The sequence below is a fragment of the Methylobacterium iners genome (assembly GCF_022179305.1).
Taxonomy (GTDB): domain Bacteria; phylum Pseudomonadota; class Alphaproteobacteria; order Rhizobiales; family Beijerinckiaceae; genus Methylobacterium; species Methylobacterium iners.
This window is the reverse complement of sequence record NZ_BPQP01000034.1, coordinates 18949-44779: the sequence shown is the minus strand read 5'-3', so window position 1 is coordinate 44779 and position 25831 is coordinate 18949. Positions and strand designations below refer to the sequence as shown.

The 25831-nt window shown below is 69.5% G+C and carries 29 protein-coding genes; 14 read left to right on the top strand and 15 right to left on the bottom strand.

Annotation, left to right across the window (positions count from 1 at the left end):
* Positions 1-35: 35 nt before the first annotated feature.
* The 6 genes from MFF55_RS12405 (at position 36) to upp (ending at position 5178) form a co-directional block, all read left to right on the top strand.
* A complete protein-coding gene (locus MFF55_RS12405; RefSeq protein ID WP_238244401.1) occupies positions 36-1682 on the top strand; it encodes an ABC transporter ATP-binding protein in 1647 nt (548 codons plus the stop codon).
* 5 nt (positions 1683-1687) lie between these two features.
* Entirely contained in the window at positions 1688-2926 is a 1239-nt protein-coding gene (locus MFF55_RS12400; RefSeq protein WP_238244400.1) for a phosphopentomutase, read from the top strand.
* Positions 2916-3107 (top strand): DUF1192 domain-containing protein, encoded by a 192-nt coding sequence (locus tag MFF55_RS12395; RefSeq protein WP_238244399.1) that lies wholly within the window; start codon positions 2916-2918, stop codon positions 3105-3107. The genes MFF55_RS12400 and MFF55_RS12395 overlap by 11 nt, the downstream gene beginning before the upstream one ends.
* Before the next feature lie 111 nt (positions 3108-3218).
* Positions 3219-3860, top strand: coding sequence for a TetR/AcrR family transcriptional regulator (locus tag MFF55_RS12390; RefSeq protein WP_238244398.1), 642 nt, complete (start codon positions 3219-3221; stop codon positions 3858-3860).
* 70 nt (positions 3861-3930) lie between these two features.
* Positions 3931-4392 (top strand): DUF2852 domain-containing protein, encoded by a 462-nt coding sequence (locus MFF55_RS12385; RefSeq protein ID WP_238244397.1) that lies wholly within the window; start codon positions 3931-3933, stop codon positions 4390-4392.
* A gap of 147 nt (positions 4393-4539) precedes the next feature.
* On the top strand, positions 4540-5178 hold the full coding sequence (gene upp, locus MFF55_RS12380) for a uracil phosphoribosyltransferase (RefSeq protein ID WP_238244396.1): 639 nt from the start codon (positions 4540-4542) through the stop codon (positions 5176-5178).
* Positions 5179-5206: 28 nt separating this feature from the next.
* On the opposite strand, the gene MFF55_RS12375 is transcribed toward upp, so the two are convergent.
* Entirely contained in the window at positions 5207-5488 is a 282-nt protein-coding gene (locus MFF55_RS12375; protein ID WP_283206731.1) for a type II toxin-antitoxin system RelE/ParE family toxin, read from the bottom strand.
* Entirely contained in the window at positions 5485-5718 is a 234-nt protein-coding gene (locus MFF55_RS12370; protein WP_238244394.1) for an acetyltransferase, read from the bottom strand. The genes MFF55_RS12375 and MFF55_RS12370 overlap by 4 nt, the downstream gene beginning before the upstream one ends.
* A gap of 226 nt (positions 5719-5944) precedes the next feature.
* Between MFF55_RS12370 and MFF55_RS12365 the strand changes: the two genes are divergently transcribed.
* Positions 5945-6958, top strand: coding sequence for an NAD(P)H-quinone oxidoreductase (locus MFF55_RS12365; RefSeq protein WP_238244393.1), 1014 nt, complete (start codon positions 5945-5947; stop codon positions 6956-6958).
* 123 nt (positions 6959-7081) lie between these two features.
* Positions 7082-7381, top strand: coding sequence for a hypothetical protein (locus MFF55_RS12360; RefSeq protein WP_238244392.1), 300 nt, complete (start codon positions 7082-7084; stop codon positions 7379-7381).
* 24 nt (positions 7382-7405) lie between these two features.
* Here MFF55_RS12360 and MFF55_RS12355 read toward each other — a convergent pair whose 3' ends face one another.
* The 6 genes from MFF55_RS12355 to MFF55_RS12330 all read right to left on the bottom strand — a co-directional run bounded on the left by MFF55_RS12355 (position 7406) and on the right by MFF55_RS12330 (position 11973).
* Positions 7406-8287, bottom strand: coding sequence for a 3-hydroxybutyryl-CoA dehydrogenase (locus MFF55_RS12355; protein ID WP_238244391.1), 882 nt, complete (start codon positions 8285-8287; stop codon positions 7406-7408).
* Between the two features lie 201 nt (positions 8288-8488).
* Entirely contained in the window at positions 8489-9436 is a 948-nt protein-coding gene (locus MFF55_RS12350; RefSeq protein WP_238244390.1) for an electron transfer flavoprotein subunit alpha/FixB family protein, read from the bottom strand.
* Positions 9437-9504: 68 nt separating this feature from the next.
* The gene (locus tag MFF55_RS12345; protein ID WP_238244389.1) at positions 9505-10254 is read right to left on the bottom strand and encodes an electron transfer flavoprotein subunit beta/FixA family protein; all 750 of its coding nucleotides are present in this window, start codon (positions 10252-10254) and stop codon (positions 9505-9507) included.
* Positions 10255-10422: 168 nt separating this feature from the next.
* Positions 10423-10995 carry a cob(I)yrinic acid a,c-diamide adenosyltransferase gene (locus MFF55_RS12340; protein WP_238244388.1) on the bottom strand — a complete coding sequence of 191 codons (573 nt, stop codon included), beginning with the start codon at positions 10993-10995 and terminating at the stop codon, positions 10423-10425.
* A 26-nt stretch (positions 10996-11021) separates the two neighbouring features.
* Complete coding sequence (locus MFF55_RS12335; RefSeq protein ID WP_373874795.1) at positions 11022-11657, bottom strand: acyloxyacyl hydrolase; 636 nt, start codon at positions 11655-11657, stop codon at positions 11022-11024.
* A gap of 130 nt (positions 11658-11787) precedes the next feature.
* Positions 11788-11973 (bottom strand): twin transmembrane helix small protein, encoded by a 186-nt coding sequence (locus MFF55_RS12330; RefSeq protein ID WP_238244424.1) that lies wholly within the window; start codon positions 11971-11973, stop codon positions 11788-11790.
* A 203-nt stretch (positions 11974-12176) separates the two neighbouring features.
* Between MFF55_RS12330 and MFF55_RS12325 the strand changes: the two genes are divergently transcribed.
* Positions 12177-13175, top strand: a complete 999-nt coding sequence (locus tag MFF55_RS12325; RefSeq protein WP_238244386.1) for a hypothetical protein — start codon at positions 12177-12179, stop codon at positions 13173-13175.
* Positions 13176-13228: 53 nt separating this feature from the next.
* On the opposite strand, the gene MFF55_RS12320 is transcribed toward MFF55_RS12325, so the two are convergent.
* The 6 genes from MFF55_RS12320 to MFF55_RS12295 form a co-directional block, all read right to left on the bottom strand.
* Positions 13229-15811 carry a TIGR02302 family protein gene (locus MFF55_RS12320; protein WP_238244385.1) on the bottom strand — a complete coding sequence of 861 codons (2583 nt, stop codon included), beginning with the start codon at positions 15809-15811 and terminating at the stop codon, positions 13229-13231.
* A gap of 127 nt (positions 15812-15938) precedes the next feature.
* The gene (gene lysA / locus MFF55_RS12315; RefSeq protein ID WP_238244384.1) at positions 15939-17207 is read right to left on the bottom strand and encodes a diaminopimelate decarboxylase; all 1269 of its coding nucleotides are present in this window, start codon (positions 17205-17207) and stop codon (positions 15939-15941) included.
* 51 nt (positions 17208-17258) lie between these two features.
* The gene (locus tag MFF55_RS12310) at positions 17259-17597 is read right to left on the bottom strand and encodes a hypothetical protein (RefSeq protein ID WP_238244383.1); all 339 of its coding nucleotides are present in this window, start codon (positions 17595-17597) and stop codon (positions 17259-17261) included.
* Between the two features lie 86 nt (positions 17598-17683).
* Positions 17684-17950, bottom strand: a complete 267-nt coding sequence (locus MFF55_RS12305) for a 3',5'-cyclic-nucleotide phosphodiesterase (protein ID WP_238244382.1) — start codon at positions 17948-17950, stop codon at positions 17684-17686.
* Positions 17951-18095: 145 nt separating this feature from the next.
* Positions 18096-18905: a hypothetical protein gene (locus MFF55_RS12300; RefSeq protein WP_238244381.1), complete on the bottom strand. Its 810-nt coding sequence runs from the start codon at positions 18903-18905 to the stop codon at positions 18096-18098.
* Between the two features lie 211 nt (positions 18906-19116).
* Positions 19117-19653 carry a DUF1134 domain-containing protein gene (locus MFF55_RS12295; protein ID WP_238244423.1) on the bottom strand — a complete coding sequence of 179 codons (537 nt, stop codon included), beginning with the start codon at positions 19651-19653 and terminating at the stop codon, positions 19117-19119.
* A 162-nt stretch (positions 19654-19815) separates the two neighbouring features.
* Between MFF55_RS12295 and MFF55_RS12290 the strand changes: the two genes are divergently transcribed.
* Entirely contained in the window at positions 19816-20346 is a 531-nt protein-coding gene (locus tag MFF55_RS12290; RefSeq protein ID WP_238244380.1) for a YHS domain-containing (seleno)protein, read from the top strand.
* On the opposite strand, the gene MFF55_RS12285 is transcribed toward MFF55_RS12290, so the two are convergent.
* Positions 20332-21174, bottom strand: a complete 843-nt coding sequence (locus MFF55_RS12285; protein WP_238244422.1) for a 3'(2'),5'-bisphosphate nucleotidase CysQ family protein — start codon at positions 21172-21174, stop codon at positions 20332-20334. The two genes, MFF55_RS12290 and MFF55_RS12285, sit on opposite strands and share 15 nt — an antisense overlap.
* Before the next feature lie 163 nt (positions 21175-21337).
* On the opposite strand from MFF55_RS12285, the gene chpT reads away from it, so the two are divergent.
* From chpT to MFF55_RS12265, 4 genes are all read left to right on the top strand, one after another.
* Positions 21338-22063 (top strand): histidine phosphotransferase ChpT, encoded by a 726-nt coding sequence (gene chpT, locus MFF55_RS12280; RefSeq protein WP_238244379.1) that lies wholly within the window; start codon positions 21338-21340, stop codon positions 22061-22063.
* A 132-nt stretch (positions 22064-22195) separates the two neighbouring features.
* Positions 22196-24904, top strand: a complete 2709-nt coding sequence (locus MFF55_RS12275) for a hybrid sensor histidine kinase/response regulator (RefSeq protein WP_238244378.1) — start codon at positions 22196-22198, stop codon at positions 24902-24904.
* A 34-nt stretch (positions 24905-24938) separates the two neighbouring features.
* Positions 24939-25430, top strand: a complete 492-nt coding sequence (locus MFF55_RS12270; protein WP_238244421.1) for a chemotaxis protein CheW — start codon at positions 24939-24941, stop codon at positions 25428-25430.
* Between the two features lie 20 nt (positions 25431-25450).
* Positions 25451-25819 carry a response regulator gene (locus MFF55_RS12265; RefSeq protein WP_238244377.1) on the top strand — a complete coding sequence of 123 codons (369 nt, stop codon included), beginning with the start codon at positions 25451-25453 and terminating at the stop codon, positions 25817-25819.
* Positions 25820-25831 lie beyond the last annotated feature (12 nt).

The following is a 25831-nucleotide window of genomic DNA, read 5'->3' as shown; positions in this document are numbered from 1 at the left end:
ATAAGCCCCTTCGCGCTCGTTCCTGCCGGATGCCGATGACCGCCAAGGTGCCGCCCACCCAACTGCTCGAAGTCCAGGATCTGTCGGTCGCCTTCCGCTCGCGGGAGCGCGGCGACACGCTGGCGGTTGACCGGGTCAGCTTCTCGATCGCGAAGGGCGAGACGCTGGCCCTCGTCGGCGAATCCGGCTCCGGCAAGTCGGTGACGGCGCTCTCGATCCTGCGGCTCCTCGACGGCGCGGCCCACCACCCGGGCGGAAAGATCCTGTTCCGGGGCGAGGATATCCTGTCCTTGAGCGAGCGGCGGCTGCGCGAGATCCGCGGTGCGGACATCACCATGGTGTTCCAGGAGCCGATGACCTCGCTGAACCCGCTGCACACGATCCAGAGGCAGATCGGCGAGGTGCTGCAGATCCATCGCGGCCTCACGGGCCGGCCGGCGCGGGCGCGGATCCTCGAGCTCCTCGATCTCGTGGGGCTTCGCGACGCCGAGCGGCGGCTCGGCGCCTATCCGCACGAGCTCTCGGGCGGGCAGCGCCAGCGCGTGATGATCGCGATGGCGCTCGCCTGCGAGCCGGACCTCCTCGTCGCCGACGAGCCGACGACGGCCCTCGACGTCACCGTCCAGGCCCAGATCCTGACACTGCTCGCCGACCTGCAGAAGCGGCTCGGCATGGCGATGCTGTTCATCACCCACGATCTCGGCATCGTGCAGCGGATCGCGGACCGCGTCTGCGTGATGCTCCAGGGCCGGATCGTCGAGGCCGGCCCCGTCGCGGAGATCTTTTCGCGGCCGAGCCACGAATACACCCGCCGGCTCATCGCCTCGGAGCCGAAGGGCCGCGCCAACCCGGTCCCGGCGGAGGCCAAGAACCTGCTGGAGGCCGGGCCGCTCAAGGTCTGGTTCCCGATCCGCGAGGGCCTGCTGCGGCGCACCACCGGCCACGTGAAGGCCGTGAACGGCGTCGCCCTCAGGGTTCGCGCCGGCGAGACGGTCGGCGTCGTCGGCGAATCCGGCTCGGGCAAGACGACGCTCGGCCTCGCGCTCCTGCGGCTGACGGGCAGCGAGGGCCCGATCGTCTTCCTCGGGCGCTCCATCGAGGGCTTCACGCCAGGGGCCATGCGGCCCGTGCGCCGCGACATGCAGGTGGTCTTCCAGGACCCCTACGGCTCGCTCTCGCCGCGCATGACCGTCTCCGACATCGTCGCGGAGGGGCTCGTCGTCCAAGGCGCGGCGAAGTCCCGGGCCGAGCGCACCGCGATCGTCGCCAAGGCCCTCCAGGATGTCGGCCTCGATCCGGCGACGATGGACCGCTACCCGCACGAGTTCTCCGGCGGCCAGCGCCAACGCATCGCCATCGCCCGCGCGATCGTGCTCAAGCCCCGCTTCGTCGTGCTGGACGAGCCGACCTCGGCGCTCGACCGCTCGGTCCAGGCGCAGATCGTGACGCTGCTGCGCGATCTGCAGCGCGAGCGCGGGCTCGCCTACCTCTTCATCAGCCACGACCTCAAGGTGGTGCGGGCGCTCGCGAACTACGTTCTCGTCATGCAGAACGGCGTCGTCGTCGAGGAAGGCTCCGCCGACGCGATCTTCACCGCGCCCAAGACCGAGTACACCCGCGCCCTGTTCGCGGCCGCCTTCGACCTGGCGAGCGAGACCGTCGAAGACCCGGTCCCGGCCTGAGCGCGATGGCCCGCGTTCTCCTCATCGTGCTGGATTCCGTTGGAATCGGCGGTGCACCCGACGCGGATCGCTACGGCGATGCCGGAGCCGACACCCTCGGCCATATCGCCGAGGCCTGTGCCCGTGGGGAGGGCGACCGCGCGGGGCTTCGCGCGGGTCCCCTCAAGCTGCCCCACCTCGCCGAACTCGGGCTCGGCCTCGCCGCCGAGGGCGCCACGGGACGCATCCCGCCGGGCCTTGCTCCCTCAGACCCCCTTCGCGCCGCCTTTGGCCATGCGATCGAGACCGCCGCCGGCAAGGATACGCCCTCCGGCCACTGGGAGATCGCCGGGCTGCCGGTGCTCGAACCCTGGACCTACTTTCCCGACACCCGGCCGGCCTTCCCGCCGGAACTGATCGAGGCCCTGATCGCTCGAGGCGGCCTGCCCGGAATCCTGGGCGATTGCCACGCGGCCGGCGCCGCCATCGTCGAGCGCCTGGGGCCGGAGCATGTCCGGACCGGCAAGCCGATCTGCTACACCTCGGCCGACAGCGTCTTCCAGATCGCGGCCCACGAGGAGAGTTTCGGGCTGGAGCGGCTCTACGACCTCTGCGAGGTCGCCCGCGAGCTCTGCGACGGCTACCGTGTCGGGCGCGTCATCGCGCGGCCCTTCATCGGCTCGACCGAGGCGGGTTTCCGGCGCACCGGGCACCGCCGGGATTTTTCGACCGAGCCGCCTGGCGAAACCCTGCTCGACCGGCTCGCCGCGGAGGGCCGCGCTGTCGTGAGCGTCGGCAAGATCGGCGACATCTTCGCCCACCGCAATACCGGCCGGGAGATCAAGGCGATCGGTAACGCCGCCTGCCTCGACGCGGCGCTGGCGGCCTTCCGCGACCTGCCGCCGGGCGGCCTCGTCTTTCTCAACCTCGTCGATTTCGACACCGAGCACGGCCATCGCCGCGACGTGCCGGGCTATGCCGCCGAACTCGAAGCCTTCGACGCGCGGCTGCCCGAGGTCCATGCGGTGCTGGGCGAGGGCGACCTCTGCCTGATCACCGCCGACCACGGCAACGATCCGACCTGGGCCGGCACCGAGCACACCCGCGAGCAGGTGCCCATCCTCGCCTTTGGCCCGCGGATCGCATCGCGAACCCTCGGGGCGCGGGCGAGTTTTGCCGATATCGGTGCCGAGGCGGCGCATTATCTCGGTCTGGCGCCGCTCGCGGCCGGACGCGCATGGTCGGGGGAATCGCATGAAGGATGAGGAGGAGTACCGCGTTCGACGGCTGGTTGGGCACGAGATCGGACAGAAGCTCGACGACTTGTCCGTCGCCGATCTCGACGAGCGGATTGCCCTTCTGCGCAGCGAGATCGAGCGTCTGGAGAGCGCGAAGGCGGCGAAGAACGCGGCTCGCGACGCGGCCAGTTCGATCTTTCGGCTGTGAGGCGGGCCGGTATGCGTGATTCTGCGGAGTCGAAACGGCACGGACCCGTGCTAGGGGTCGGCGGGTTGCATCCGAACGCGCGAGCGAACGGATGCGTGCGGGGATGTAGACGTGCGACCCTGGCGGGACGGACCAAGTGACAGGCGCAGCTACCACCACGGCAACCTCAAAGAGGCGCTGATCGAGGCCGCACGCCGCTTCATCGCGGAGCGTGGCGTCGGTGGCTTCACCCTGGTCGATGCGGCCCGCCTGGTCGGCGTCACGCCCGCCGCGCTCTACCGCCACTTCCGTGGGCGCGAGGCCCTGCTGGAGGAGGTCGCCGGCCGCGGCTTCACCGACCTCGCCGAACGTCTCGCCAAGGCGATCGGCGGCCGCGGCACCCCGCTCGAGCGCTTCACCCGTATGGGCGAGGCCTATCTCGCCTTCGCGGAGGAGGAGCCGGGCTACTACGCCGCGATCTTCGAGACCCGCAGTACCGGCCTCGCGCCGGGGACCTCCGGCTCGGACGAGCCGCCCCGGCCGAGCCCCTTCGATCTCCTCGTCGAGGCGCTGCGTTCGACTTTCCCGGACGGGTTCGGCGGCGTCGACCCCCGCTTCATCGCGCTCGAAGTCTGGGCGCTCTCGCACGGGCTGGCTACGCTCTCGGCCGCGGGGCAATTGCCGAAGGGGCCGGGCGTGCCAGACAAGTACGAGCTGCTGCGCGCCGGCGTGCTCGCGCTCGTGCACGGGGCGGCCTCTCGGCCGCGCGCCTGACCGCCCCTTGAAAAGCCCGAGACCCACCCGCAAGTAAATGTGGTTCACATTTACATTGGAGCTGTGAGCCGTGAGCTTTTCCTCGACCACTCCCTGGGCCACCGGCAAAGCTTGCCGCAGCGGTCCTTTCCCCCGCCGTTCCCTCGAGATCGGCGCCATCGTGCTTGCCTTCATCTACTGGTGGCCGCTGGCCCTGGGCTACGTCATCTGGAAGGTGGCGGGCTACCCGGCCCTGGCCGAGATGCGCGGCCTCGTCGGCCGCGGATCGTCGCTGGCGAGCGGCGCCCGCAAGTCGCGCTTCGCGGCCGCCTTCGAGGCCGCGAGCGGCAGCACCGGCAACCTCGCCTTCGACGCCTATCGCCGCGCCGAGATCGAGCGTCTCGTCGCCCAGCGCCGTGCGCTGGAGGAGGAGAGCCGGGCCTTCGCCGCCTTCGTCGAAGAGCTGAAGCGGGCCAAGGACCGCGAGCAGTTTGACGCCTTCATGGCCAAGCGTCGTTCGGAGACCCGCGACGGCTCGCCCGTCGACGTCTGAGCGCGTTCAAGGCCGAACGACCGGGCTCCCTGCCGCGAGGCGGGGAGCCTTTTTTGGCGCTCCGTCCCCGCTTTCGCCCGATGCGGAAGGGTGGTCTACAAGCGGGACCCCGGTCTCGCCTCTCCCCGGCCGGGCGGGAGCGCATCCATGCAGGGCACGGCCTCGGTCCGGGTGGTCGACCACCCCCTCGTTCAGCACAAGCTGACTTTGCTGCGCGACAAGGCCCGCTCGACCAAGGGTTTCCGCCAGATCCTCAACGAGATCGGGATGCTGCTCGCCTACGAGGTGACCCGCGACCTGCCGCTCGAGACCGTGACCATCGAGACGCCGATCCAGGCGATGGAGGCGCCGCAGATCGCGGGCAAGAAGCTCGTCCTGGCGCCGATTCTGCGCGCCGGCGTCGGCTTCCTCGACGGCATGCTCTCGCTGGTGCCCTCCGCCCGCGTCGCCCATGTCGGCCTCTACCGCGATCCCGACACGCTCCAGGCGGTGGAATATTACTTCAAGGCGCCCTCCGACCTCGCCGACCGCACCGTGCTGGTGCTCGACCCCATGCTCGCCACAGCGAACTCGGCAGTGGCCGCGATCGACCTGCTGAAGCAGCGCGGCGCCCGCGACCTCCGCTTCGTCTGCCTGCTCGCCGCCCCCGAGGGCATCGCGCGGCTGCAGAGCGTGCATCCGGAAGTCCCCGTCTGGACGGCGGCAATCGACAGCCACCTCAACGACCACGGCTACATCGTGCCGGGGCTGGGGGATGCGGGGGACCGGATGTACGGGACGCGGTAGGTGATCTCGTGGCTGGATTGAGCGAACGTCAACGCTCCTCACGTCGCGCCGCGTGACGCACCGTGAAGACGTCCACTTCGTCGCCAGCCTCACGTATTCGGTAGAAGATGAGATAGGGATAACGAGGCAGGGCGAAGCGGCGGACCCCGTCACCCAACTTGCGGCCTACCTCCGGATAGGACGCGATGAGGTCGAAGGCTTCCTGCAATGCCTCCTCGACGCGCTTGGCGCCATGCGGATTTCGAACGACAAGGTAGGATGCAATCTCCACGAGTTCGCTTTCCGCACGCGGAGTAAGCCGAAGTCTCACCCGCGGGCGCGCCGGAACGCGCGGGCGACGACTTCCCTGGCGGTGCCTTCGACGAACTCGCCGCGTTCAGCCTGCGCGATGCCTTCCATCACCGCGGCGCGATGCTCCTCTTCGATATCCAGAGGTTCACCGATCTTGGCCAAGCTCAGCATGGCCTGAGCGATCGTGTCCTGTTCGGCAGGCGGCATCCGGCGGATGGCCTCGACCGCCTGCTCGAGAAGCTTTGTCATCGTGCATTCCTGTTCTGATCCGCATCCTAACCGGGCCATCCTGGATTGCACAAACGCGACCAGCAGCGCGGATCTTGGATGAGCTTGTGCCAGCGGAAGCCGTGCGCCGGCACGGGTGAGAAGTTTGATCTATGTGGCTGGCGACGAAGCGGCGTGATCTGTCTCACCGCACTTGCCAGCAGGACCTGAGCCCGCGAAGACGGCACCTGCTTCAAGGAGAAATTCGATGGCGCGGCCCAACCTCCCCGAGACCATGCGCCAGATCCGCTTTGCGGGCTCTGGCGGCCCAGAGGTGATTGCGGTGGAGACCGCGCCGGTGCCGCGGCCGGGACCCGGCCAGGTGCTGATCGAGGTCGCCGCGGCGGGCGTGAACCGGCCCGACGTGATGCAGCGGGCCGGCCTCTACCCGCCGCCGAAGGGCGCGACGGAGGTTCCGGGTCTCGAGATCGCCGGCCGGATCGTGGCGCTCGGCGATGGTGCGGACGAACTCGCCATCGGGGACGAGGTCTGCGCCCTGGTGATCAGCGGCGGCTATGCCGAGTTCGCGATTGCCGAGGCCGCTCAGTGCCTGCCCCGTCCAGGCCCCCTCTCGCTCATCGAGGCCGCGGGCCTGCCGGAGACCTATTTCACCGTCTACAGCAACGTGATCGAGCGCGGACGGCTGAAGCCTGGGGAGAGCTTCCTCGTCCACGGCGGTTCGAGCGGCATCGGCTCGACCGCGATCCAGATGGCGAAGCTCCAAGGCGCTCGGGTGTTTGCGACGGCCGGCTCGGCGGAGAAATGCGAGTTCTGCCGCTCGCTCGGGGCGGACGCCGCCATCAACTACCGAGAGGCCGACTTCGCGGAGGAGGCGAAGCGGCTCACCGAGGGGCGCGGCGTCGACGTCATCCTCGACATGGTCGGCGCGCCCTACCTCGCCCGCAATCTCGCCGCCCTGGCGGTGGAAGGCCGCCTCGTCCAGATCGCCTTCATGCAGGGCTACAAGGCCGAGGGCTTCAGCATGACGCCGATCATGATCAAGCGCCTCACCTTCACCGGCTCGACCCTTCGCGCCCGCCCGAACGCCGACAAGGCCGGCATCGCCGAGGGGCTGCGGCGCGAGATCTGGCCCTACCTCGAGGACGGCCGGATGAAACCCGTCATCCATGCGACCTTTCCGCTTGAGGAGGCGGCGCAGGCCCATGCGCTCATGGAATCGAGCGCGCATCTCGGCAAGATCATGCTGATCACGGGGCGCTGAGAGGCGCCGAAGCCCCGTCCGACAGGAACTCCGATCGCAAGCGCGGCGTTTCCGACCATCTCGACGCGTCCTGCGTCGGCTAGTCACGCGTGCCCTGACAGGGCTCATCAGATGGGGTTGCAGATGCCAGAGATTCTTCCGGAACAGGAGGCCCGCCAGGGCGCCAAGGGCAAGCCGGTGCTCTACGTCCTGCTCGCCAGCCTCGCATTGCTCGCCGTTGCCATCACCGGCCTCATGACGTGGCAGGGCGCGCAATCGCCGAAAGACAACGCCTCCAGGAGCCAGGATGCCTCGCGCGGCGAGGTCACGGGCTCGGTCAATGGCGGCACCAGCGCGCCGTCCTCCAACAGCGGCAACGTCCCGGCGGCGAACCCGAACTATCCGTCGCCCGCTCAGCCGACGGCCAACCCCAACCAAAAGTGACGTGTCGCGTCCGTATCGATCCGCCTAGCGGGTCGGTACGGGCGTTTCGCCGCGGTAATCGTAGAAGCCGCGCTTCGACTTCCGGCCGAGCCAGCCGGCCTCGACGTATTTCACGAGGAGTGGGCAGGGGCGGTACTTCGAATCCGCCAAGCCCTCGTAGAGCACCTGCATCACCGACAAGCACGTGTCGAGGCCGATGAAGTCGGCGAGCTGCAGCGGCCCCATCGGGTGGTTGGCCCCGAGCTTCATCGCCGTATCGATCGCCTCCACCGAGCCAACACCCTCGTAGAGCGTGTAGATCGCCTCGTTGATCATCGGCAGCAGGATGCGGTTGACGATGAAGGCCGGGAAATCCTCGGACATCGTCGAGGTCTTGCCGAGCTTGGCGATGAACGCCTTAGCCGACTCATAGGTCGGATCTTCCGTCGCGATGCCGCGGATCAGCTCGACGAGCTGCATCACCGGAACCGGGTTCATGAAATGGATGCCGATGAAGCGCTCGGGCCGGTCGGTCGCCGCGGCTAGCCGGGTGATCGAGATCGACGACGTGTTCGTCGCGATGATCGCGTCCGGCTTCAGCGACGCGCACAATGTCCCGAAGATCTTGCGCTTCGTGGCCTCGTCCTCGGTCGCCGCCTCGATGACGAGGTCGCAGGGCGCGAGGTCGTCATAGGCATGGGCGGGCAGGATCCGCCCCATCGCGCTGCGGCGCTGCTCGTCGCTGATCGTGCCCTTCGCGACTTGGCGCGCGAGGTTGCCGTCGATCGTGGCGAGGCCGCTCTCGAGCCGCTCCCGCTCCCGATCGTTTAGTCGAACGTCGAGGCCCGCCATGGCGCAGACATGGGCGATGCCGCTGCCCATCTGACCGGCGCCGACGATGCCGACCGTCGTGATATCGATACCCATCGCTTGAACCGCACCCCCGACGCACGGCCCCGATCGGCCGCGGAACGCTTTTGCTCGCGACAGAGGCGACCACGCCGTCCATATCGCATCGCAAAAGTGTCTTAGAGCATTTCCACGCCCAGGTGCAGCCCGCCGGCCTGCGTAAAATGCATGATCGGCGCCGCCCGGGAGGCCCGAGCGACCCCTTTCAATTCCTTGCCGTCAGCCCTTCGCCTTGGCGAGTTCGCTTTGGAGCGCGGGCACCACCTGGAAGAGGTCGCCGACGAGGCCGTAATCCGCCACCTGGAAGATCGGCGCGTCCTCGTCCTTGTTGATGGCAACGATGACCTTGGAATCCTTCATGCCGGCCAAGTGCTGGATGGCGCCCGAGATGCCGACCGCGACGTAGAGGTCCGGCGCCACGACCTTGCCGGTCTGGCCGACCTGCCAGTCGTTCGGCGCGTAGCCGGCATCGACCGCCGCGCGCGAGGCTCCCACCGCCGCGCCGAGGGTGTCGGCCAGCGGCTCGATCAGCTCCTTGAACTTCTCGGCCGAGCCGAGCGAGCGGCCGCCCGAAACGATGATCCGCGCCGCTGCGAGCTCGGGGCGATCGGACTTGGCGATCTCCTCGCCCTTGAAGGTGGAGCCGCCCGCTGCCGGGGCCGCCGCCTGCAGCGCCTCGACGGGGGCCGCGCCGCCCTCGGCCGCCGGCTTGAAGGCGGCGGTGCGCACCGTGATCACCTTCTTGCCGGCGCCCGCCTGCACGGTCTGGATCGCGTTCCCGGCATAAATCGGCCGCTCGAAGGTGTCCGGCGAGACCACGGAGATGATGTCGGAGATCTGTGCGACGTCGAGGAGAGCGGCGACGCGGGGAAGCACGTTCTTGCCCGTGGTCGAGGCCGCCGCGATGACGACGTCGTAGGGCTCGGCGACCGCGGCGATCAGCGCGGCGGTAGGCTCGGCGAGCAGGTGATCGAAGGCGGCGTCTTCCGACACCAGCACCTTCTCCAGGCCTTCGAGCTTGGCGGTCGCGTCCGCTGCCGGGCGGCTGCCGGTGCCGAGCACCAGCGCGTGGACGGGCCCGCCGAGCTGGACCGCGGCGCTGAGCGCCTTCTGGCTCGCATCGCGGACGGCGCCGTTCTCGTGCTCGATGAGGAGGAGGGTAGCCATGCTGTTCTCAAAACCTCGAACCTGGATCGCCCGGGGCCCCGGGCCTGAGACAATGCCGGCGGGTGGGGTCAGATGACCCCGGCTTCCACCTTCAGCTTCTGCACGAGAACCTCCGCCGACTCGACCTTCACGCCTGCCTTACGGCCGGCGGGCTCGACGGTCTTGAGGACCTTGATGCGCGGCGTCACGTCGACGCCCAGCGCCTCGGGGGTGAGTTCCTCGAGCGGCTTCTTCTTGGCCTTCATGATGTTGGGAAGGCTGGCGTAGCGCGGCTCGTTGAGGCGCAGATCCGTCGTGACGATCGCCGGCAGCTTGAGGGTGACCGTCTGGAGGCCCCCGTCGACCTCGCGCGTCACGTCGATGGCGCCGTCGCCGAACTCGACCTTGAAGGCGAAGGTGCCCTGCGGCCAGCCGAGCAGCGCGGCCAGCATCTGGCCGGTCTGGTTGGAATCGTCGTCGATCGCCTGCTTGCCGAGGATGACGAGCTCAGGGCCCTCCTTCTCGACGATTGCCTTCAGGATCTTGGCGACGGCGAGCGGCTCGACATGGGCGTCGGTCTTCACGAGGATCGCCCGGTCCGCCCCCATGGCGAGCGCCGTGCGCAGGGTCTCCTGCGCCTGCTGCGGCCCGATCGAGACGGCGACGATCTCGGTGGCCTTGCCCTTCTCCTTCAGGCGGATCGCCTCCTCGACGGCGATCTCGTCGAAGGGGTTCATCGACATCTTGACGTTAGCGAGCTCCACCCCGGACCCGTCGGCCTTCACGCGGATCTTGACGTTGTAGTCGACAACCCGCTTCACGGGCACCAGAAGCTTCATGGCGGTCTCAATCCTCCGCGCGGGGAACGATCATGCGGGCCGGCGGGCGCAGCCTCGATGCGGGCGAGGGCCGTCAGGCCCCTGTCGGCGCGGCGGCGGACCGTAACGACCTGATTTCGGGCTTGTCAACGCGCGCCGGTAGGCAGCCCGCTCCTGCGGGCGCCCGGTTCAGCGGTTCTTGCCGGGCACCCAGAGCACGTCGTCCGCGCCGTTGGCGTTGGCGGTGCGGCTGGCCACGAACAGGAAGTCCGAGAGGCGGTTGAGGTATTGCAGCGCCTCCGGCGAGACCGTCTCGCCCTCGACAGCGGCCAGCGCCACGGCCAGGCGTTCCGCGCGCCGGCAGACCGTGCGGGCGAGATGCAGGGCGGCCGAGGCCGGGGAGCCGCCCGGAAGCACGAAGGACTTGAGCGGCGAGAGGTCGGCGTTCAGCGCGTCGATGTCGGCCTCAAGCCGCTTCACCTGCGCGGCCACGATGCGCAGGGGCTCGTATTTCGGCGGCTCGGGACCCTCTGGCGTGGCGAGGTCGGCGCCGAGGTCGAACAGGTCATTCTGGATGGGACCCAGCATCGCGTCGAGGCGGGGTTCGGCGTGCAGGCGCGCGAGGCCGATGCAGGAATTGGTCTCGTCGACGGTCCCGTAGGTCTCGATCCGCAGATCCGCCTTCGAGCGGCGCTCGCCGTTGGCCAGCGCCGTCGAGCCCTTGTCGCCGGTGCGCGTGTAGATGCGGTTGAGCGTGACCACGTGAACCCCGGTTCGGACCAATCAGCTCAGAACGTATAGCCGATCTTGCCGCCGTAATTCGTCAGGCCGCGATTGTTCGCGCACAGGCCGGCATTCGACATGTGATCGATCGTCGCCATGATGCTCCAGTTCTCGGAGAGCCGGAAGCCGATGGCGGCCGCCTCGCGGAAGAGCGGGTTGCAGCCGAGCGCGTTGAAGCCGAACGGCGTGAGCGCCCGCGGCCCCGTGTAGCCGTTATGGGCCGCGGCACCGAAGAAGCCCTCCACGAAGAGGCGACGGTTGAAGAACTCGGGGAAGACGTCCACGGTCCAGGTGGCGCCGATATAGGCGTAGCTCGTCCGGCCGCCGGTGTTGTAGCTGCCGCCGACCGTCGGCCGCGGCACGAAGGCCTGCCAGAACGGGTCCTCGAACACGAGCGGCTTGGCGAACAGGATCTCGCCGTTGACGTTCGCCTTGCTGAAGTTTCCGACCTTGCCCTCGGCGCTGCCGGGGTCCTGCACGGAACCGCCGATGCGGATCTCCGACACGATGCTGACGGGTTTGACCGGAGCGGTGTAGATCGGCGGCGCGGGGCGACGCCCGCCGAGATCGGCGGCCTGCGCGGCGCCGGCGGCGAACAGGGCGACACCGCCTGCTAGGAACTTCAAAGGCGTGACGTACATCGGCGACGGACCCGTTTCTAGTCCGTTTCTCTTAGCATGGCGCCGGAGGCACCCGTCAGTCCGCGGCATCGGTTTCCATCCCCTGGCAAGTGGATAGATCGACAGTGCGGCCTCGCCGCCACACCCGCTCTCAGGCGGAGCGCCACCAGACGACGCCCATGATCACGACGACCGCCACGAACTGCAGGAGCACGCGCATGCGCATCAGCCGCTGGGACAGGTTGGCGCTGCCGCCGCGCATCATGTTCACGAGACCGAGGAGCAGGACGATCGCCACCGCGAGGCAGGCGAGGAGGACGAGCGTGTTGGAGGAGATCAAGGCTTTGTCTCGGCTTTGAGGTTCGCTCGTCCGATATGGGCCGGATCACCGGACCTGCCCATAGGGCAGCAGGGCGCACCCGAGAGGCGTCGTCAACGGAGGACGATCGCACTGCCGTCCGTCAGATTGACGTTCGTCGACCAGGATTGTCGCTATCAATCGTGATGCGGAACAGACCGGACAAGCGGAGCCAACCTGCCATGACGATCCTGCGAAATGAACTCCGGCGTCGATCCATCAGCCGCAGGCATCTCGTTCAAACCGGCGCGGCCTTCGCAGCCACCGCCGCGATGTTCCAGGATGCAACCGCGCGAGGCTCGCTCCCCGAAAACTTCAACGGCGTCGCGGTCTACGACGAGACCGCCGACGGCCGCATCATCGTCTCCGACTCGCTCAGCTACTTGACGCGACGGCTCGATCTCATGGGGCCGCTACGCGTATCGCAGAAGGATGTCGTCGTCGGTTGTTCGTTTGCCGGCCGGCAGACATTTGCCGACCCGTTGTCCCTCGGGCCTCGGGGGCTGATCGGACACGCCGCCGGAGTCGGAAAGGACAACGCGGGGATCGCTGGGCTCGCGATGGCGCAGGACCACGGCGTGCCCGCGGCCGCGTGCCGAACCATGTCAGCGCGCATGTCCGATGGACGGTCGCTGTTCCTCGAGCGTGTGATCGGACATCTGAACGAGGCGGCGATGGCCGCGGGTGTGCGCGAGAACATGACGGTGCGGGAGGCCGCCTACCGCTTGCTGGCGGCTCCCGAGGGACGGGTCCGCACCGTCGAGAGCGGGGCCGGCTCACATACCGGCGGCAAGGTCACGATGCTGCTCGAAGGGGATGCCGGCGGGATCTGCGCGGCCTGGTTCATCGCGCTGATCAAGGAGAAGCGGCCGAACGACGTCTTCGTCACCGCCCCCCATTGCGGAGAGACCATGGCGGAGTATACGCTCGCCGTTCGCCCGAGAGGAATCATCGCGAACGATGCCGGGCTCTGCAAGGACCGCTCGGGCGTGATCGGCCTCGCAATGCTGGAGCGCGAGGGCATTCCCGCAGCGGCCGTGGGAGCCCTCTCCGCGCGGATCGGAGACGAAATCAGCTCCTATCAGGACGGCGTCATCTCCGAGGCGAATGCGCAGGCCGCGGCTAGAGGCGTGAAGCCCGGGATGCCGTGCCGAGAGGCCGCGCACGCTCTGCTTCGTTGATGAGACGGTCGCCTCCGATGGACCTTCGGAGGCGACTTTGCGGAGAGACGACCTCAGTTCCGGCGCAGCAACCGCTCGAAATAGTCGAGCTCCTCGCGGGCCCGGCTGGGATCGCCGAGCTTGCGCCGCAGCTCCTCCATGATCCGCCGGGTCCGCTGGACGCTCGATTCGTCGGCGCCCGGGACGCGCACCCGGCCGTCGGACATCTCGCGGCCCTTGGTGGGACGGCCGAGGGGGTCGTCGTCCTTGGCGCCGGCCTGGCCCTGTTGGCTCGGGTTCTGGCCGCCCTCCTGCTCGCCCTCGCCTTCGCCTTGCGCCATGTCCTGCATCTGCTTCTGCATGCCCTCGGCGCCGCGCTGGAGGCCGTCGAGCGCCCGGCCCTGCGCGTCGACAGCGTTGCCCTCCTTGCCCTGGCCCAGCGCATTCTCGGCCTCGCGCATGGCCTCCTCGGCGTCGGAGAGGCCTTCCTCGCCCTGCATGCCGAGCTCCTTCATCCGGCGCTGCAGGTCCTGCAGGCGCTCGCGCAGGGCCTGCTGGCGCTGGCCGACGCCGCCACCCTGACCCTGCTGGCCCTCGCCCTGGCCCTGCTGCCCCTGGCCTTGCTGCCCCTGGCCTTGCTGCCCCTGGCCTTGCTGCCCTTGGCCTTGCTGGCCCTGGCCGCGCTGCGGGCGCTGCCCGCGCTGCTCGGCGCCGCGCTTGCTCTGGCCCTCCTTGAAGGTCTCGTCGCGCAGGCCCTGCTGCTCGCGGGCCATCTGGTCGAGTTCCTCGGCCTGACGGTTCATCTCGCGGGCGCTCGGGTCCGCCTGACCGCCCTGCTCGGCGGTCTGAAGGTTCTCGAGGATTTCGCGGAGCTGTTCGAGGAGGCGCTGCGCCTCCGCCGTGTCGCCGCGCTTCATGGCCTCCGCCATGTCCTGGAGCATCTTGTTGAGGTCGTCCGGCGTGACGCTCTTGGCGCCCTTCTGCGGCGGGCTCTTCTCGCCCTGCTGCTGCGGGTTCTTGCGCTGGCGCTCGGCCATCTCCTTCATGAACTTGTCGAGCGCCTGCCGCAGGTCCTCGGTCAGCTTCTGGATCTCGTCGTCCGGCGCGTTGCGCTCGATCGCCTGCTTCAGCTTGTCCTGAGCGGCGCGCAGATCCTTCTCGGCGTCCGAGAGGTCGCCGTCCTCGATCTTGAGGGCCATCTCCCACAAGAGGTCGGCGACCTCCGTCAAAGCCTCGTCGCTGCGCGCGGCGCGTAGGCGGCGCGAGGCGGTCTTGAGGCCCATGAACACGCTCGGCTGGGGTGTGAACTGCTCCGGCGCGATCAGGAGAGCGTCGAGCGCGGTCAGCACCCGGACGCGGCCGGAATCGGGCGTCGTCACGAGGCGACGGCGCTCCTCGGCCAGCGCCCGGGCCAACGGCTTCTGGAAGGGGCGCGCCGGCAGCGTCATCTCGGTCGTCGCGGTCCGACCCTCCTGGTCCGCTTCGTCCTTGACGACGATTGTGAAACGCACCCGCGCCCCCGACCAGGGATGGTCGGTGAGGTCGACGAGCGTCTTCACGTCGGCCTCGCCGCTCGGATCGCCGGGCAGCGCCAGCGGGATGCGCGGCGGTGGCACTAGGGAGCGGCCCGGCTTCAGCGGCTCGACGACGCCTTCGGCGGACGCGATCCCGTAATCGTCCTTGACCCGGTAGGTCAGGTTGAAGGTGCCGCGGCCGTTGACTTCGGGACCTCCGACCGCCTCGACGGTCGGGGCGTTGTCTGGAATCGTCTCGACGATCAGGCGCTGCGGCGTCCCGCCCGTCGCGATCGTCAGGTCGGCGGTGCCGCCGGTGAGCCCGAAGCGGTCCTCGCGCAGGTCCGCCTTAAGCTCCTTGCCCGGCAACGCCTTGAGGCCACCATTCGGGGTCAGGGCGACGTCGCCACGGCCGGCGATGCGCACGATCAGCGTCGAATTGACCGGCGCGCGCAGGCGCTGCTCGGTCCCGTTCATGGTCACGATCAGGGGCGAAAGCCGAGTGTAGAGCGGCGGATCGATCCAGCCGTCGACCCGGAAGCTCGGTCCGGCGGGGCTCGGCGCGCGCCAGTCGAAGGCGGTGCCGAGGCGCTGTCGCCATTCTGCCCCGGCCACGAACAGGCTTGCCACGGCCGCGACGACGAGGGCGGCGCGCAGCGCCAGGGGGTCGCGCCGGGCCATCATCGGGCGCGGCGGGCCGACCTTGAGCCGCGCGACCGCCGCCGCGGCGCGGCGCTGGTGGAGGGACCACAGGGCCTGCGTTGTCGGATCGCTCTTGCCGACCGCGAGCGTATCTTCGACCGCGGAGGCCGGGTTGTGCGTGACCGCCCCACCGCCCGCGGCGGCGTCACGATCGATCCGTGCCAGGGCCTCGCGCCGCCCCGGCCGGCCGACACGAAGGAGCGGAAGCAGCACCGCGACGAAGGCGAGGGCGAAGATCGCGAGGCCGGCCATCCGCCAGCCCGGACCGACATCCAGCCAGAGGCCGAGCCAGGACAAGGTGAGGAAGGCGAGGACGACGGCGAGGCCGCGCCAGAGCAGCGGCCAGACCTGTTCCCACACCTGAGCGGCATTGGCCTGCGCGACGAGCCGGTCGAGCCGGTCGCGCGTCGCGCGGGAGGTCGTGCCGTCGGCCTCTGCCATCGATGGAAGGCTCCTAGGGATCCCACGCCGGAGCGGCGGGTCTCACGATCCGAAGCCTTCATGGTGGCCGCCGCGGAGGGCGGGGTCAAATCGGCCCAAGGTCGCGGGGCAGGGGCCCGCCCTCGGCCTAGCCCATCCAGGCCGGCAGGCGGTCGAGCCCGATAAGCTCCTCATAGGACTGGCGCGGTCGCACGATCGCGGCCTCCGCGCCCCGCACCATCACCTCCGGCACCAGGCGCCGGGTGTTGTAGGTCCCCGACTGGACGGCCCCATAGGCCCCGGCGGTCATGATCGCGATGAGGTCGCCCTCGGCAACGGCGGCCATCTCGCGGTTGAGGGCCAGGTAGTCGCCCGTCTCGCAGACGGGGCCGACGAGGTCGGCGACGAAGCGAGGTCCGTCCTCCGCCGTTTCCACTACCGGTCGGACCGCATGATAGGCCTCGTAGAGCGTCGGGCGGATCAGGTCGTTCATCGCCGCGTCGACGATGACGAAGATCCGGCCCTCGGAATGCTTCACGTGAATGACGCGGGCGACGAGGATGCCGGCATTGCCCGCGATCATCCGCCCGATCTCGAAGACCGGGCGCAGGCCGAGCGGCGCGAAATGCGGACGCAGGACGGCGGCGAGCGCGGCCGGGTCCGGCGGCGGTGCGTTGTCGTCGCGGTAGGGGATGCCGAGGCCACCGCCGAAATCGATGTGGTGCAGGGCGTGACCCGCGGCCATCAGGTCGCGGGCGAGGCCGGCCAGCAGCCGCCCGGCATGGTCGAAGGGCGCGAGATCGGTGATCTGGCTGCCGATATGCATGTCGACGCCGCAGATTCTCAGGCCCGGCAGGGTGGCGGCGCGGGCGTAGACCGCCGGCGCCCGGGTGATCGGGATGCCGAACTTGTTCTCGTACTTGCCCGTCGAGATCTTGGCGTGCCCCCCGGCATCGACGTCTGGGTTGACCCGGATCGAGACGGACGCGGTCCGGTTCATGCTCGTGGCGACGGCGGACAGCGCTTCGAGCTCCGGCTCGCTCTCGACGTTGAAGCAGAAGATGCCGGCACCGAGCGCCGCCTCCATCTCTTCCCGGGTCTTGCCGACGCCCGAGAAGACGATCTTCTGCGGATCGACGCCCGCGGCGAGCGCCCGGCGCAGCTCACCCTCCGAGACGATATCCATGCCGGCGCCGAGGCGCGCCAGCGTGCGCAGCACCGCCTGGTTCGAGTTCGCCTTCACCGCGTAGCAGACGAGGGCGTCGTCGCCCGCGAAGGCATCGGCGAAGACACGGTAATGCCGTTCGAGGGTGGCGCTCGCGTAGCAGTAGAAGGGCGTGCCGACGCGATCCGCGAGGTCGGTCAAGTCGACGTTCTCGGCATGCAGCCGCCCGTCGCGGTAGTGGAAATGATGCATGGTCGGCCGTGTGCTCGCCACCTCGCGCGGAGCGCGTGAGGCTTGGCTCCCTCAGAGGAGCGGATCGAGGAAGAAGGGCTGCTTAGGGATCGTATAGCCCCGTTTCGCGCCGCGCGTCGTCGTCACCGGCGCGTCGGTGCCGCCGGCCGCAACGGCTGAGGCAGGCAACTCGTCGCCATCCTGCACGGCTGCCGGATCAGGCGCTGCCGTACCGCCGCCGAGGCCGACGCTGCGCGGCAGCTGGCGGGCGCTCGCCGGGGCCGACGCGGTGGGGGAGACGGTCGCCTCGCCGTCGGGCGGCTGCAGGCCGCCGCGCCGGCCGCAGGCCGAACAGGTCAGCGCAACGAGGCCGAGGGCCGCGAGCGTCAGGGAAAGGGAACGAGGGAGCATCGACGCGGGTCCGGCACTGTCGGGACGGCATCATAGCGGGCGCTAGCGCCCGATGCGAGCGAAACGGCCACGCTTGGCCGCGGCACTCAGCCTTTCTTGCCGGCGGTGGTCTTCTCGTAGGCGTCGATCGCCCGGCGGCAATTCTCGTTCAGCTTGGCCCAATTCGCCCCGAAGCACTTGTCCACGGCGGGATCGCTCGGCGCGAGGTCGCCGCAATAGGTCAGGTAGTCGCCCGTGCAGTACTTCTTCAGCGTCTCGTTGCCCCGGCGGGTCTGCGGCGCAGTCTGCGCGACGGCCGATCCGGCGACCAGGGCGCAGGCGACGACGGCGAGCGATGTCAGCTTCAGGGCCATAGGCAGTCTGGTCCATCTCAAGGAAGGGGATGCCCGACCCGATGATGCCGCGGCATGTTCGAAACAAGGCAGGCGGGTGATCGATCCGTGGAGCGCGCCATTTACGATGCGCCCGCCGCCCTGCGCAACGGCCCGGATGCCAGTCTCAGGGCCGGCCCGGAAGCGGGAAGGCGCCGACGGAGGGCAGGCGATCGCCGCGCGTCAGCGCCTCCGCGACTTCGGCGATGCGGGTTCGAAGCTCCGCATGCTCGGCTGCGGCCCGGGCTTCCCGCTGAGCGCTGTCGGTGGCGAGGGCTTCCTCCGCCGCCGCGAGCCGGGCCCGCAGGGCCTCGCGCTCGGCGAGGAGCGCCGCGTGCTGGCGCGCGAGGTCCGCGGCCTCGCCCGGAGCGTTGTCCGAGAGGTCGTCGTGGTCGATGGTCGTGCCGAAGCTCGGGTCGGTGGCGACGGAGAGGCGACGCAGGGCGACGTTGCGCTCCTGCCGAAGGGCCAGGAAGTCGTCGAGCAGTTCCCGATGGGCGTCCTCGAGGACCCGCAGGGTCGCGACGCCCACGGCCTCCTCAGCGCGCGCGGCTTCGAGGTCCCGCTCGACGCCCTCGATCGCCTGCTTCGCGGCCAGGATCTCCGCCTCGCGCGCGCGCAGGACCGAATCTCGCTCATCGAGCTCGCGCGCGAGCGTGGCGATCTCCAGGGTGCGGGCGCCGATGGCCGCCATGTCGGCGTGGCGGTTGGCCCGCACGGTCTCGAGCTGCCGCTCCAAGCGGCGCTGCGCGACGGCGAATTGCGCCCTCAGGTAATCCTTCTCGGCGGCGATCTCGGAGATCGAGAGCGGAAACATCGCCTCGACGCGGCGGCTGGCGAGACGCACGGCCCGGGCGTTGACGGCCGGCAGGGCGAGGAGCCCGAACAGGCTCGCCGCCAGGAAGCCGAGCGCGAAGATCATGATGGTTTCGATCACGCACTCACATCCCCGACATGCGACGCATGTCGTCCTGTCGCCAGCAATCTTCGACCCCGCCGGTGCGGCGGGTCATCGGAGAAGGCTTCTCGCATCGTCCGGCGCGCCGCGCAAAGTCCGGACGGCGCAGCATGCCGCCGGTCGCCCGAAAGCTGGGCGATGGAGGCAAATCGAGGGCCAGCCCTCCCGTACCGGATTGGTACGCCCCGGCTCAGAAGGGGTTCCAGGTCGGCTGCTTCGTGAACTTCAGATAGCCGACATTGATCCCGAGGCGGGCGCCGACGCCGGTGCGGATCGGAACCACCACGATGCCGTCCGAGGTCGCGGCCGTCATGCCGAAGCCGCCGACGAGGTAGGCCGAGCCGTCGACGCCGCCGAAGCGACGGTAGATCTGGCCGGCGCCGGGCAGGTTGTAGACGAGCATCATCGTGCGGTTGCCGTCTCCGCCGACGTCGAAGCCGATGCTCGGCCCCTGCCAGTAGATCCGGCGCTGGCCCGCATTGCGGGTGTAGAGGGTGCCCTCGCCGTAGCGTACGCCGCCGACGATGGCGCCCGACGCCTCCTGGCCCAGGATGTAGCTGTTCGGCTCGCCCCAGCGCCGGGTCGCCTCCTCCACGGTGAGAGCGAGGCCCTTCGACATCGAGCCGAAGAAGCGGTGCCCGGATTCCACGATCTCCCGCGGGCGGAAGGAGCCCGGGTCCTCGGCCGCGCCGGCGAGGCCGACCGACGGACCGGCGAGAAGAAGCATCGCCAGGATCAGGGTTCTGAAGGCGCCCGGGAAAGCCCCGAGGCGCCGGGGGAAAATGTGAGATGGGATCATCGTCTCTCGCCGCCCGCGTAAAGGATCTGTTTGCATCCAGTCCCAAGGATGCCGGCGGCGCCCTCGGGGCGCCACGCATCGACGGGCGGCATGATGAACCTGGAAGACGGCAATATGTGGTTAACGCGGCGTCGCTGCCTGATACTCGCCGGTGTCGCGCTTCTGCCCTTCGACCGGTCCCAGGCGGGGACGCCGCCCCGCATTCCCGGAAGTCTGGCCCTGAACGGCTTCGACGCGGTGAGCTACTTCCTCGCGGCGGGTGGCGACCCGGTGCCGGGCCGTCCGCAATTCGAGCTCGACTGGAAGGGCCGCGTCTGGCGCTTCGCCTCCGCGGCGAACCGGGAGGCCTTCCGGCCGTATCCCGACGGCTATGCGCCGCGGCTCGGGGGATACGATCCGCTGGGCGTCGCGGAAGGCCGGCTCGTCGACACCGACCCGATGGTGTTCGCGCTGATGCCGGGACCCGCGGCGCGGCGTCTCTACCTGTTCCGGAACGAGGCCAACCGGGATGCGGCGGCCAAGCGCCCGGCGCTCATCGCCCAGGCCGAGGCCCTTTGGCCAGCGCTGGGCGGCTTGACGGATGCGAGCCTCGCCGAGCAAGCCACCTCAGAGCAGCGGTAGGCGCCGTCCGTCGACGGCCCGCTCCGGCAGATCGAGACGCGCGGCATAGGCCGGGTCGCCGAGCGCCGCGAAGGGTCCGTTGCGGTAGTGCAGCGCGTGATGGCCGTAGGTGATGGTCTCGCCCGAAGGCACGACGACGCAGCCGCCGGCGCTGGTGAGGACGTGGTCGCCGGCCGCCGTGTCCCATTCCATGGTCGGGCCGCAGCGCACGTAGATGTCGGCCTCGCCGGAGGCGATCAGGCAGAACTTGAGGGCCGAGGAGGTCTGCCTGCGCGAGCCGACGGGCAGGTTCGAGAGGCAGGCCTCGGTCTCGTGGTCGCCGTGGCGGCGGCTGACGAGGGCGACGAGCCCGTCCTCCGGCCCCCGTCGCACGGAGACGGGGTGCGGGCTGCCGGGACGACCCGCCTGGATCGGCGCCTCGAATGCCGTCGTGCCGGCGCCCCAGACCCGGCCGATGCCGGGCGCCGCCAGCGCCGCGGCGATGGGACGATCCCCCGCGATCAGGCCGATGTTGACGCTGTATTCGGGGTCGCCCGCCAGGAAGTCGCGGGTGCCGTCGAGGGGGTCGACGAGGAAGAAGAGGTCGGCGGGGGGGCGATCGGCGCTCGATTCCTCGGCGATGACCGGGATGCCCGGCCAGTGTCGCGCCAGGGCGCCGAGGATCATGGTTTCGGCGGCGTGGTCGGCCGCGCTCGCCGGGGAGCCGTCGGGCTTGAGGACGTGCGCGCAGTCGCCGCCGTGATAGACCCTGAGAATCTCGCCGGCTTCGCAGGCGATCTCCGTCAGGATCGTCGCGACGCGGTCGCGCATCTGCGGAGGGAGCGTCATCATGATGTCATGCCGCGCGGAGCGGCGATTGTCGACCCTTGGCGCGGCGAGCATCCCGCAGCTTTTCAAAGCGGGACGCGCCGTCTATCGGTGCCGTGACGGCGGGGCGGGCCGATTTGGCGACGCGCTCGCGAAAGCCTTCAACGTTCGCGCGGAGCGCATCATGACGACCGTCAACCTCGATCCCCTCGACCTCTCGGCGCTGCTCTGCTCCCGCGTCTGCCACGACGTGATCAGCCCGGTCGGTGCGATCGTGAACGGTCTCGAAGTGCTGGAGGACGAGGACGATGCCTCGATGCGCGACTTCGCCATCGACCTCATCCGCAAGAGCGCGCGCCAGGCCTCGGCGCGCCTTCAGTTCGCGCGGCTGGCCTTCGGCGCGGCGGGCTCGGCGGGAGCCTCGATCGATCTCGCGGACGCCGAGAAGGTCTCCCGCGGGATGTTCGCCGACGAGAAGACGCAGCTCGCCTGGAGCGCGCCGCAGGCGCTCTACCCGAAGAACAAGGTCAAGCTTCTCCTGAACCTCGTGGTGATCGCGACGAGCGCGATTCCCCGCGGCGGCCTGATCGACGTCGTGGTCACGGGTGACGGCGAGGCCCCAAGCCTCGTCCTGAAGGCGAAGGGCTCCCACGCCCGCATCCCGCCGCACGTGGAGTCGCTGATCGCCGGAACGCCGGAGGGCGGGACGGTCGATGCGCACGGCATCCTTCCCTATTATGCCGGCCTGGTGGCGCGGGCCGCCGCCATGGACGTGCGCTTCACGATCGACGGCGACGAGGTGACGGTTCGCGCCGAGCCGGTGGCAGCGGCAAGTCCTGCCGCGCAGGCCCCGAGCCTTGAGGCTTCGCGACCGTCGGACAGCGAGCCGCCGGAGACGGCCCTGGCCTGATCCTCCGGCTCGACGATCGAATATTGGAGTTTTCAGCGGATAGGGAGGACGTCAGCAACGCTTCACTAACGCATTGGGCTCATGGTCGGGAACGCACAGACCTGTAGTGCGCGTATGGACTGAGTACCGCTCATGGACGATTTGCTGCGTGAGTTCCTGACCGAGAGCGCCGAGCATCTCGACACGGTCGACACCGAACTCGTCCGGTTCGAGCAGGATCCGAACAACAAGACGATCCTGAGCAACATCTTCCGGCTCGTCCATACGATCAAGGGCACCTGCGGCTTCCTCGGGCTGCCGCGCCTCGAAGCGCTGGCGCACGCGGCCGAGACGCTAATGGGCCAGTTCCGCGACGGGATGCCGGTCACCGGCGCCGCCGTGAGCCTCATCCTCGTCACCCTCGACCGGCTGAAGTCGATCCTCGCCGACCTCGAACAGACCGGCGCCGAGCCCGCGGGCAGCGACGACGACCTGATCGGGGCGCTCGACCAGATGTCGGCCGGTCCGATGCCGGCCGCCGCACCCGCGCCTGCGCCGACCATCACCCTGCCGCCGCCCGTCGAGCGCGAGCTCAAGCCCGGCGAGGTCTCGCTCGAGGATCTGGAGCGCGCCTTTCTCGAGGCCGAAGGCCCCGACGATTTCGCGCCGCCCGCTCCCTCCGCGCCGGCGCCGGAGCCCGCGATGGAATCTGCCGCGCCCGAGCCCATGCCGGAGCCCGAGCCGGTCATGCAGGCCGCGCCCGCCGCGAAGGCCAAGCCCGCCGCCGAATCCGCTGCCGGAGAGGGCGAGGGCGGCGTCTCGAAGGTGCAGACGATCCGCGTGAACGTCGACACCCTCGAACACCTGATGACCATGGTCTCGGAGCTGGTGCTCACCCGCAACCAGCTCCTCGAGATCGCGCGCCGCCACGACGACTCCACCTACAAGGTCCCGCTGCAGCGGCTCTCCCACGTGACGGCCGAGCTGCAGGAGGGCGTCATGAAGACGCGCATGCAGCCCATCGGCAATGCCTGGCAGAAGCTGCCGCGCGTGGTCCGCGACCTCTCGTCCGAACTCGGCAAGCAGATCGAGCTCGTGATGAACGGCGCCGAGACCGAGCTCGACCGCCAGGTTCTCGAAGTCATCAAGGATCCGCTGACCCACATGGTCCGCAACTCCGCGGATCACGGCATCGAGTCGGCTGCCGAGCGCAAGGCCGCCGGCAAGCCGGTGAAGGGCACGATCCGCCTCTCCGCCTTCCACGAGGGCGGCACGATCACCATCGAGATCGCCGACGACGGCAAGGGCCTCGACCTCGTCGCCATACGCAAGAAGGCCGTCGAGCGCAACGTCGCGACCCAGGCCGAGATCGACAAGATGACCGACGCCCAGGTGGCGAAGTTCATCTTCCATCCCGGCTTCTCCACCGCCAAGGCTATCACCTCGGTTTCCGGTCGCGGCGTCGGCATGGACGTCGTCAAGACCAACATCGACGTCATCGGCGGCATCATCGACATCAACACGCAGCTCGGCCGCGGCACGACCTTCACCATCAAGATCCCGCTGACGCTGGCGATCATCGCGGCCCTCATCGTGAAGGCCGGCGAGCAGCGCTACGCGGTGCCGCAGGTCGCGGTGCTGGAACTCGTGCGCGTCGACAAGGCGACCGCCCAGACGGTGGAGCGCATCAACGGCTCGCCGGTGCTGCGCCTGCGCGAGCGCCTCCTGCCGATCGTGACGCTCACCGGCGTCCTCGGGCAGGACCAGCCCGCCGAGACCATCGACTCGGGCTTCGTCGTGGTGGCCCAGGTCGGCCGCCAACGCTTCGGCATCCTCGTGGACGAGGTCTTCCATACGGAGGAGATCGTCGTGAAGCCGATGTCCTCGAAGCTGCGCCACCTGCCGCTCTTCGCCGGCAACACCATCCTCGGCGACGGCGCCGTGGTGCTCATCGTCGACCCGAACGGCATCGCCCAGCAAGTCAGCCAGGGCTCGCAGTCGGGCGGCGTGCCGATGGACATCGAGGCCGAGGAGGTCGAGACCACCGACGCCAAGGCGACCCTGCTGGTGTTCCGCGGCGGCGGCGGCAGCTTCAAGGCCGTGCCGCTCTCCCTGGTCACGCGGCTCGAAGAGGTCGAGGCCTCCAAGGTCGAATGGGTCGGCGGACGCCCGCTCATCCAGTACCGGGGCCGCCTCATGCCGCTGGTGCCGGCCGACGCCTCCATCGAGATCCGCAGCGAGGGCACGCAGGCGCTGGTCGTGTTCTCGGACGGCGAGCGGGCGATGGGCCTCGTCGTCGACGAGATCGTCGACATCGTCGAGGAGCGCCTCGACGTCGAGATCGCGGCGGAGCGCTCGGACCTGATCGGTTCGGCGGTGCTGCGCGGCCGGGCCACCGAGATCATCAACATCGCCCACTTCCTGCCGCTCGCCTACGATGACTGGGCGCGTGGAGCCCGGACGGCCGAGAAGCGGACCTCGACGCTCCTGCTCGTGGACGACTCGGCCTTCTTCCGCGACATGCTGAGCCCGGTCCTCAAGGCCGCCGGCTACAACGTCGTCACCGCGGCGAGCGCCGAGGAGGCGCTGACCACCTTGATGACGAGCGGCCGCGTCGATGTGGTCGTCTGCGACCTCGAAATGCCGGGCCGCAACGGGTTCGACCTCGTCCAGGCGATGCGCAAGGCCGAGGGGCGGGTCGCGGCGCTGCCGGTGATCGGCCTCTCGGGCAATATCGGCGCGGACGCCATCGAGCGGGCGCGGAGCCTGTCCATCGCCGACCTCGTCGCGAAGTTCGACCGCAGCGGCCTCATCGCCGCGCTCTCGGAACTCGACGTCGTCAATCTCGCCCGCGCCGCCTGAGGCCGGCCTTCAGGTATCGGAGTCACATTCCATGATGCAGGCTGCCAACAGCAACGCCGAAGGCGCCGACGCCGGCGCCACCAGCGATTTCGTCACCGTGTTCGTGGGCGAGACCATGTTCGGTCTCGCGATCGACCGCGTGCACGACGTCTTCATCCCCGCTGGCATTACGCCGGTGCCGCTCTCGCCGCCGGAGATCGTCGGTCTCTTGAACCTGCGCGGCCGGGTCGTCACGGCGCTCTGCCTGCGCCGCCGCCTTGGCCTGCCGGCCCGCACGGATGACGGTCGGCAGATGGCGATCGGGCTGGAGCAGGGCGGGGAGACCTTCGCCCTCATCGTCGATGGCGTCGGCGAGGTCCTGAAGCTCGGCGCCGCCACCCACGAGCCGGTGCCGATCAACCTCGATGCCCGCTGGCGCGACCTCTCGCTCGGCGTCCATCGCCTCGACGGCCGCCTCCTCGTCATCCTCGACGTCGATGCCTTGCTCGCCTTCGGCGCGCCCCGCCGCGCCGCCGGCGCCGCCTGATCCCTCCAAGGAGTGACGCGATGAAGACCTGTCTCGTCGTCGACGATTCCGCCGTGATCCGGAAGGTCGCCCGCCGCATCCTTGAGAGCATGAACTTCGAGGTCGGCGAGGCCGAGGACGGCGCCAAGGCGCTGACCGTCTGCGCCGAGGCGATGCCGGACGCGATCCTGCTCGACTGGAACATGCCGACCATGGACGGCTACGAGTTCCTGAGGGTGCTCCGCCAGAGCCCCGGAGGCAGCGCGCCGAAGGTCCTGTTCTGCACGACCGAGAACGACGTCGGCGCCATTGCCCGGGCGCTCCATGCCGGGGCCGACGAGTACATCATGAAGCCCTTCGACCGCGACATCGTCACGGCGAAGCTCGAGCAGGTCGGCCTCGCCCAATAGGCGCGCCGCCTT

Coding starts and splice junctions, on each gene's coding strand:
- MFF55_RS12310 (WP_238244383.1), bottom strand. CDS start 17,597: ATGCTCCCTCGTTCCCTTTCCCTGACGCTCGCGGCCCTCGGCCTCGTT.
- upp (WP_238244396.1), top strand. CDS start 4,540: ATGCAGGGCACGGCCTCGGTCCGGGTGGTCGACCACCCCCTCGTTCAG.
- MFF55_RS12295 (WP_238244423.1), bottom strand. CDS start 19,653: ATGCTTCTTCTCGCCGGTCCGTCGGTCGGCCTCGCCGGCGCGGCCGAG.
- MFF55_RS12265 (WP_238244377.1), top strand. CDS start 25,451: ATGAAGACCTGTCTCGTCGTCGACGATTCCGCCGTGATCCGGAAGGTC.
- MFF55_RS12350 (WP_238244390.1), bottom strand. CDS start 9,436: ATGGCTACCCTCCTCCTCATCGAGCACGAGAACGGCGCCGTCCGCGAT.
- MFF55_RS12400 (WP_238244400.1), top strand. CDS start 1,688: ATGGCCCGCGTTCTCCTCATCGTGCTGGATTCCGTTGGAATCGGCGGT.
- MFF55_RS12370 (WP_238244394.1), bottom strand. CDS start 5,718: ATGACAAAGCTTCTCGAGCAGGCGGTCGAGGCCATCCGCCGGATGCCG.
- chpT (WP_238244379.1), top strand. CDS start 21,338: ATGACGACCGTCAACCTCGATCCCCTCGACCTCTCGGCGCTGCTCTGC.
- MFF55_RS12365 (WP_238244393.1), top strand. CDS start 5,945: ATGGCGCGGCCCAACCTCCCCGAGACCATGCGCCAGATCCGCTTTGCG.
- MFF55_RS12305 (WP_238244382.1), bottom strand. CDS start 17,950: ATGGCCCTGAAGCTGACATCGCTCGCCGTCGTCGCCTGCGCCCTGGTC.
- MFF55_RS12405 (WP_238244401.1), top strand. CDS start 36: ATGACCGCCAAGGTGCCGCCCACCCAACTGCTCGAAGTCCAGGATCTG.
- MFF55_RS12395 (WP_238244399.1), top strand. CDS start 2,916: ATGAAGGATGAGGAGGAGTACCGCGTTCGACGGCTGGTTGGGCACGAG.
- MFF55_RS12355 (WP_238244391.1), bottom strand. CDS start 8,287: ATGGGTATCGATATCACGACGGTCGGCATCGTCGGCGCCGGTCAGATG.
- lysA (WP_238244384.1), bottom strand. CDS start 17,207: ATGCATCATTTCCACTACCGCGACGGGCGGCTGCATGCCGAGAACGTC.
- MFF55_RS12360 (WP_238244392.1), top strand. CDS start 7,082: ATGCCAGAGATTCTTCCGGAACAGGAGGCCCGCCAGGGCGCCAAGGGC.
- MFF55_RS12285 (WP_238244422.1), bottom strand. CDS start 21,174: ATGACGCTCCCTCCGCAGATGCGCGACCGCGTCGCGACGATCCTGACG.
- MFF55_RS12290 (WP_238244380.1), top strand. CDS start 19,816: ATGATGAACCTGGAAGACGGCAATATGTGGTTAACGCGGCGTCGCTGC.
- MFF55_RS12275 (WP_238244378.1), top strand. CDS start 22,196: ATGGACGATTTGCTGCGTGAGTTCCTGACCGAGAGCGCCGAGCATCTC.
- MFF55_RS12325 (WP_238244386.1), top strand. CDS start 12,177: ATGACGATCCTGCGAAATGAACTCCGGCGTCGATCCATCAGCCGCAGG.
- MFF55_RS12345 (WP_238244389.1), bottom strand. CDS start 10,254: ATGAAGCTTCTGGTGCCCGTGAAGCGGGTTGTCGACTACAACGTCAAG.
- MFF55_RS12320 (WP_238244385.1), bottom strand. CDS start 15,811: ATGGCAGAGGCCGACGGCACGACCTCCCGCGCGACGCGCGACCGGCTC.
- MFF55_RS12335 (WP_373874795.1), bottom strand. CDS start 11,657: ATGTACGTCACGCCTTTGAAGTTCCTAGCAGGCGGTGTCGCCCTGTTC.
- MFF55_RS12270 (WP_238244421.1), top strand. CDS start 24,939: ATGCAGGCTGCCAACAGCAACGCCGAAGGCGCCGACGCCGGCGCCACC.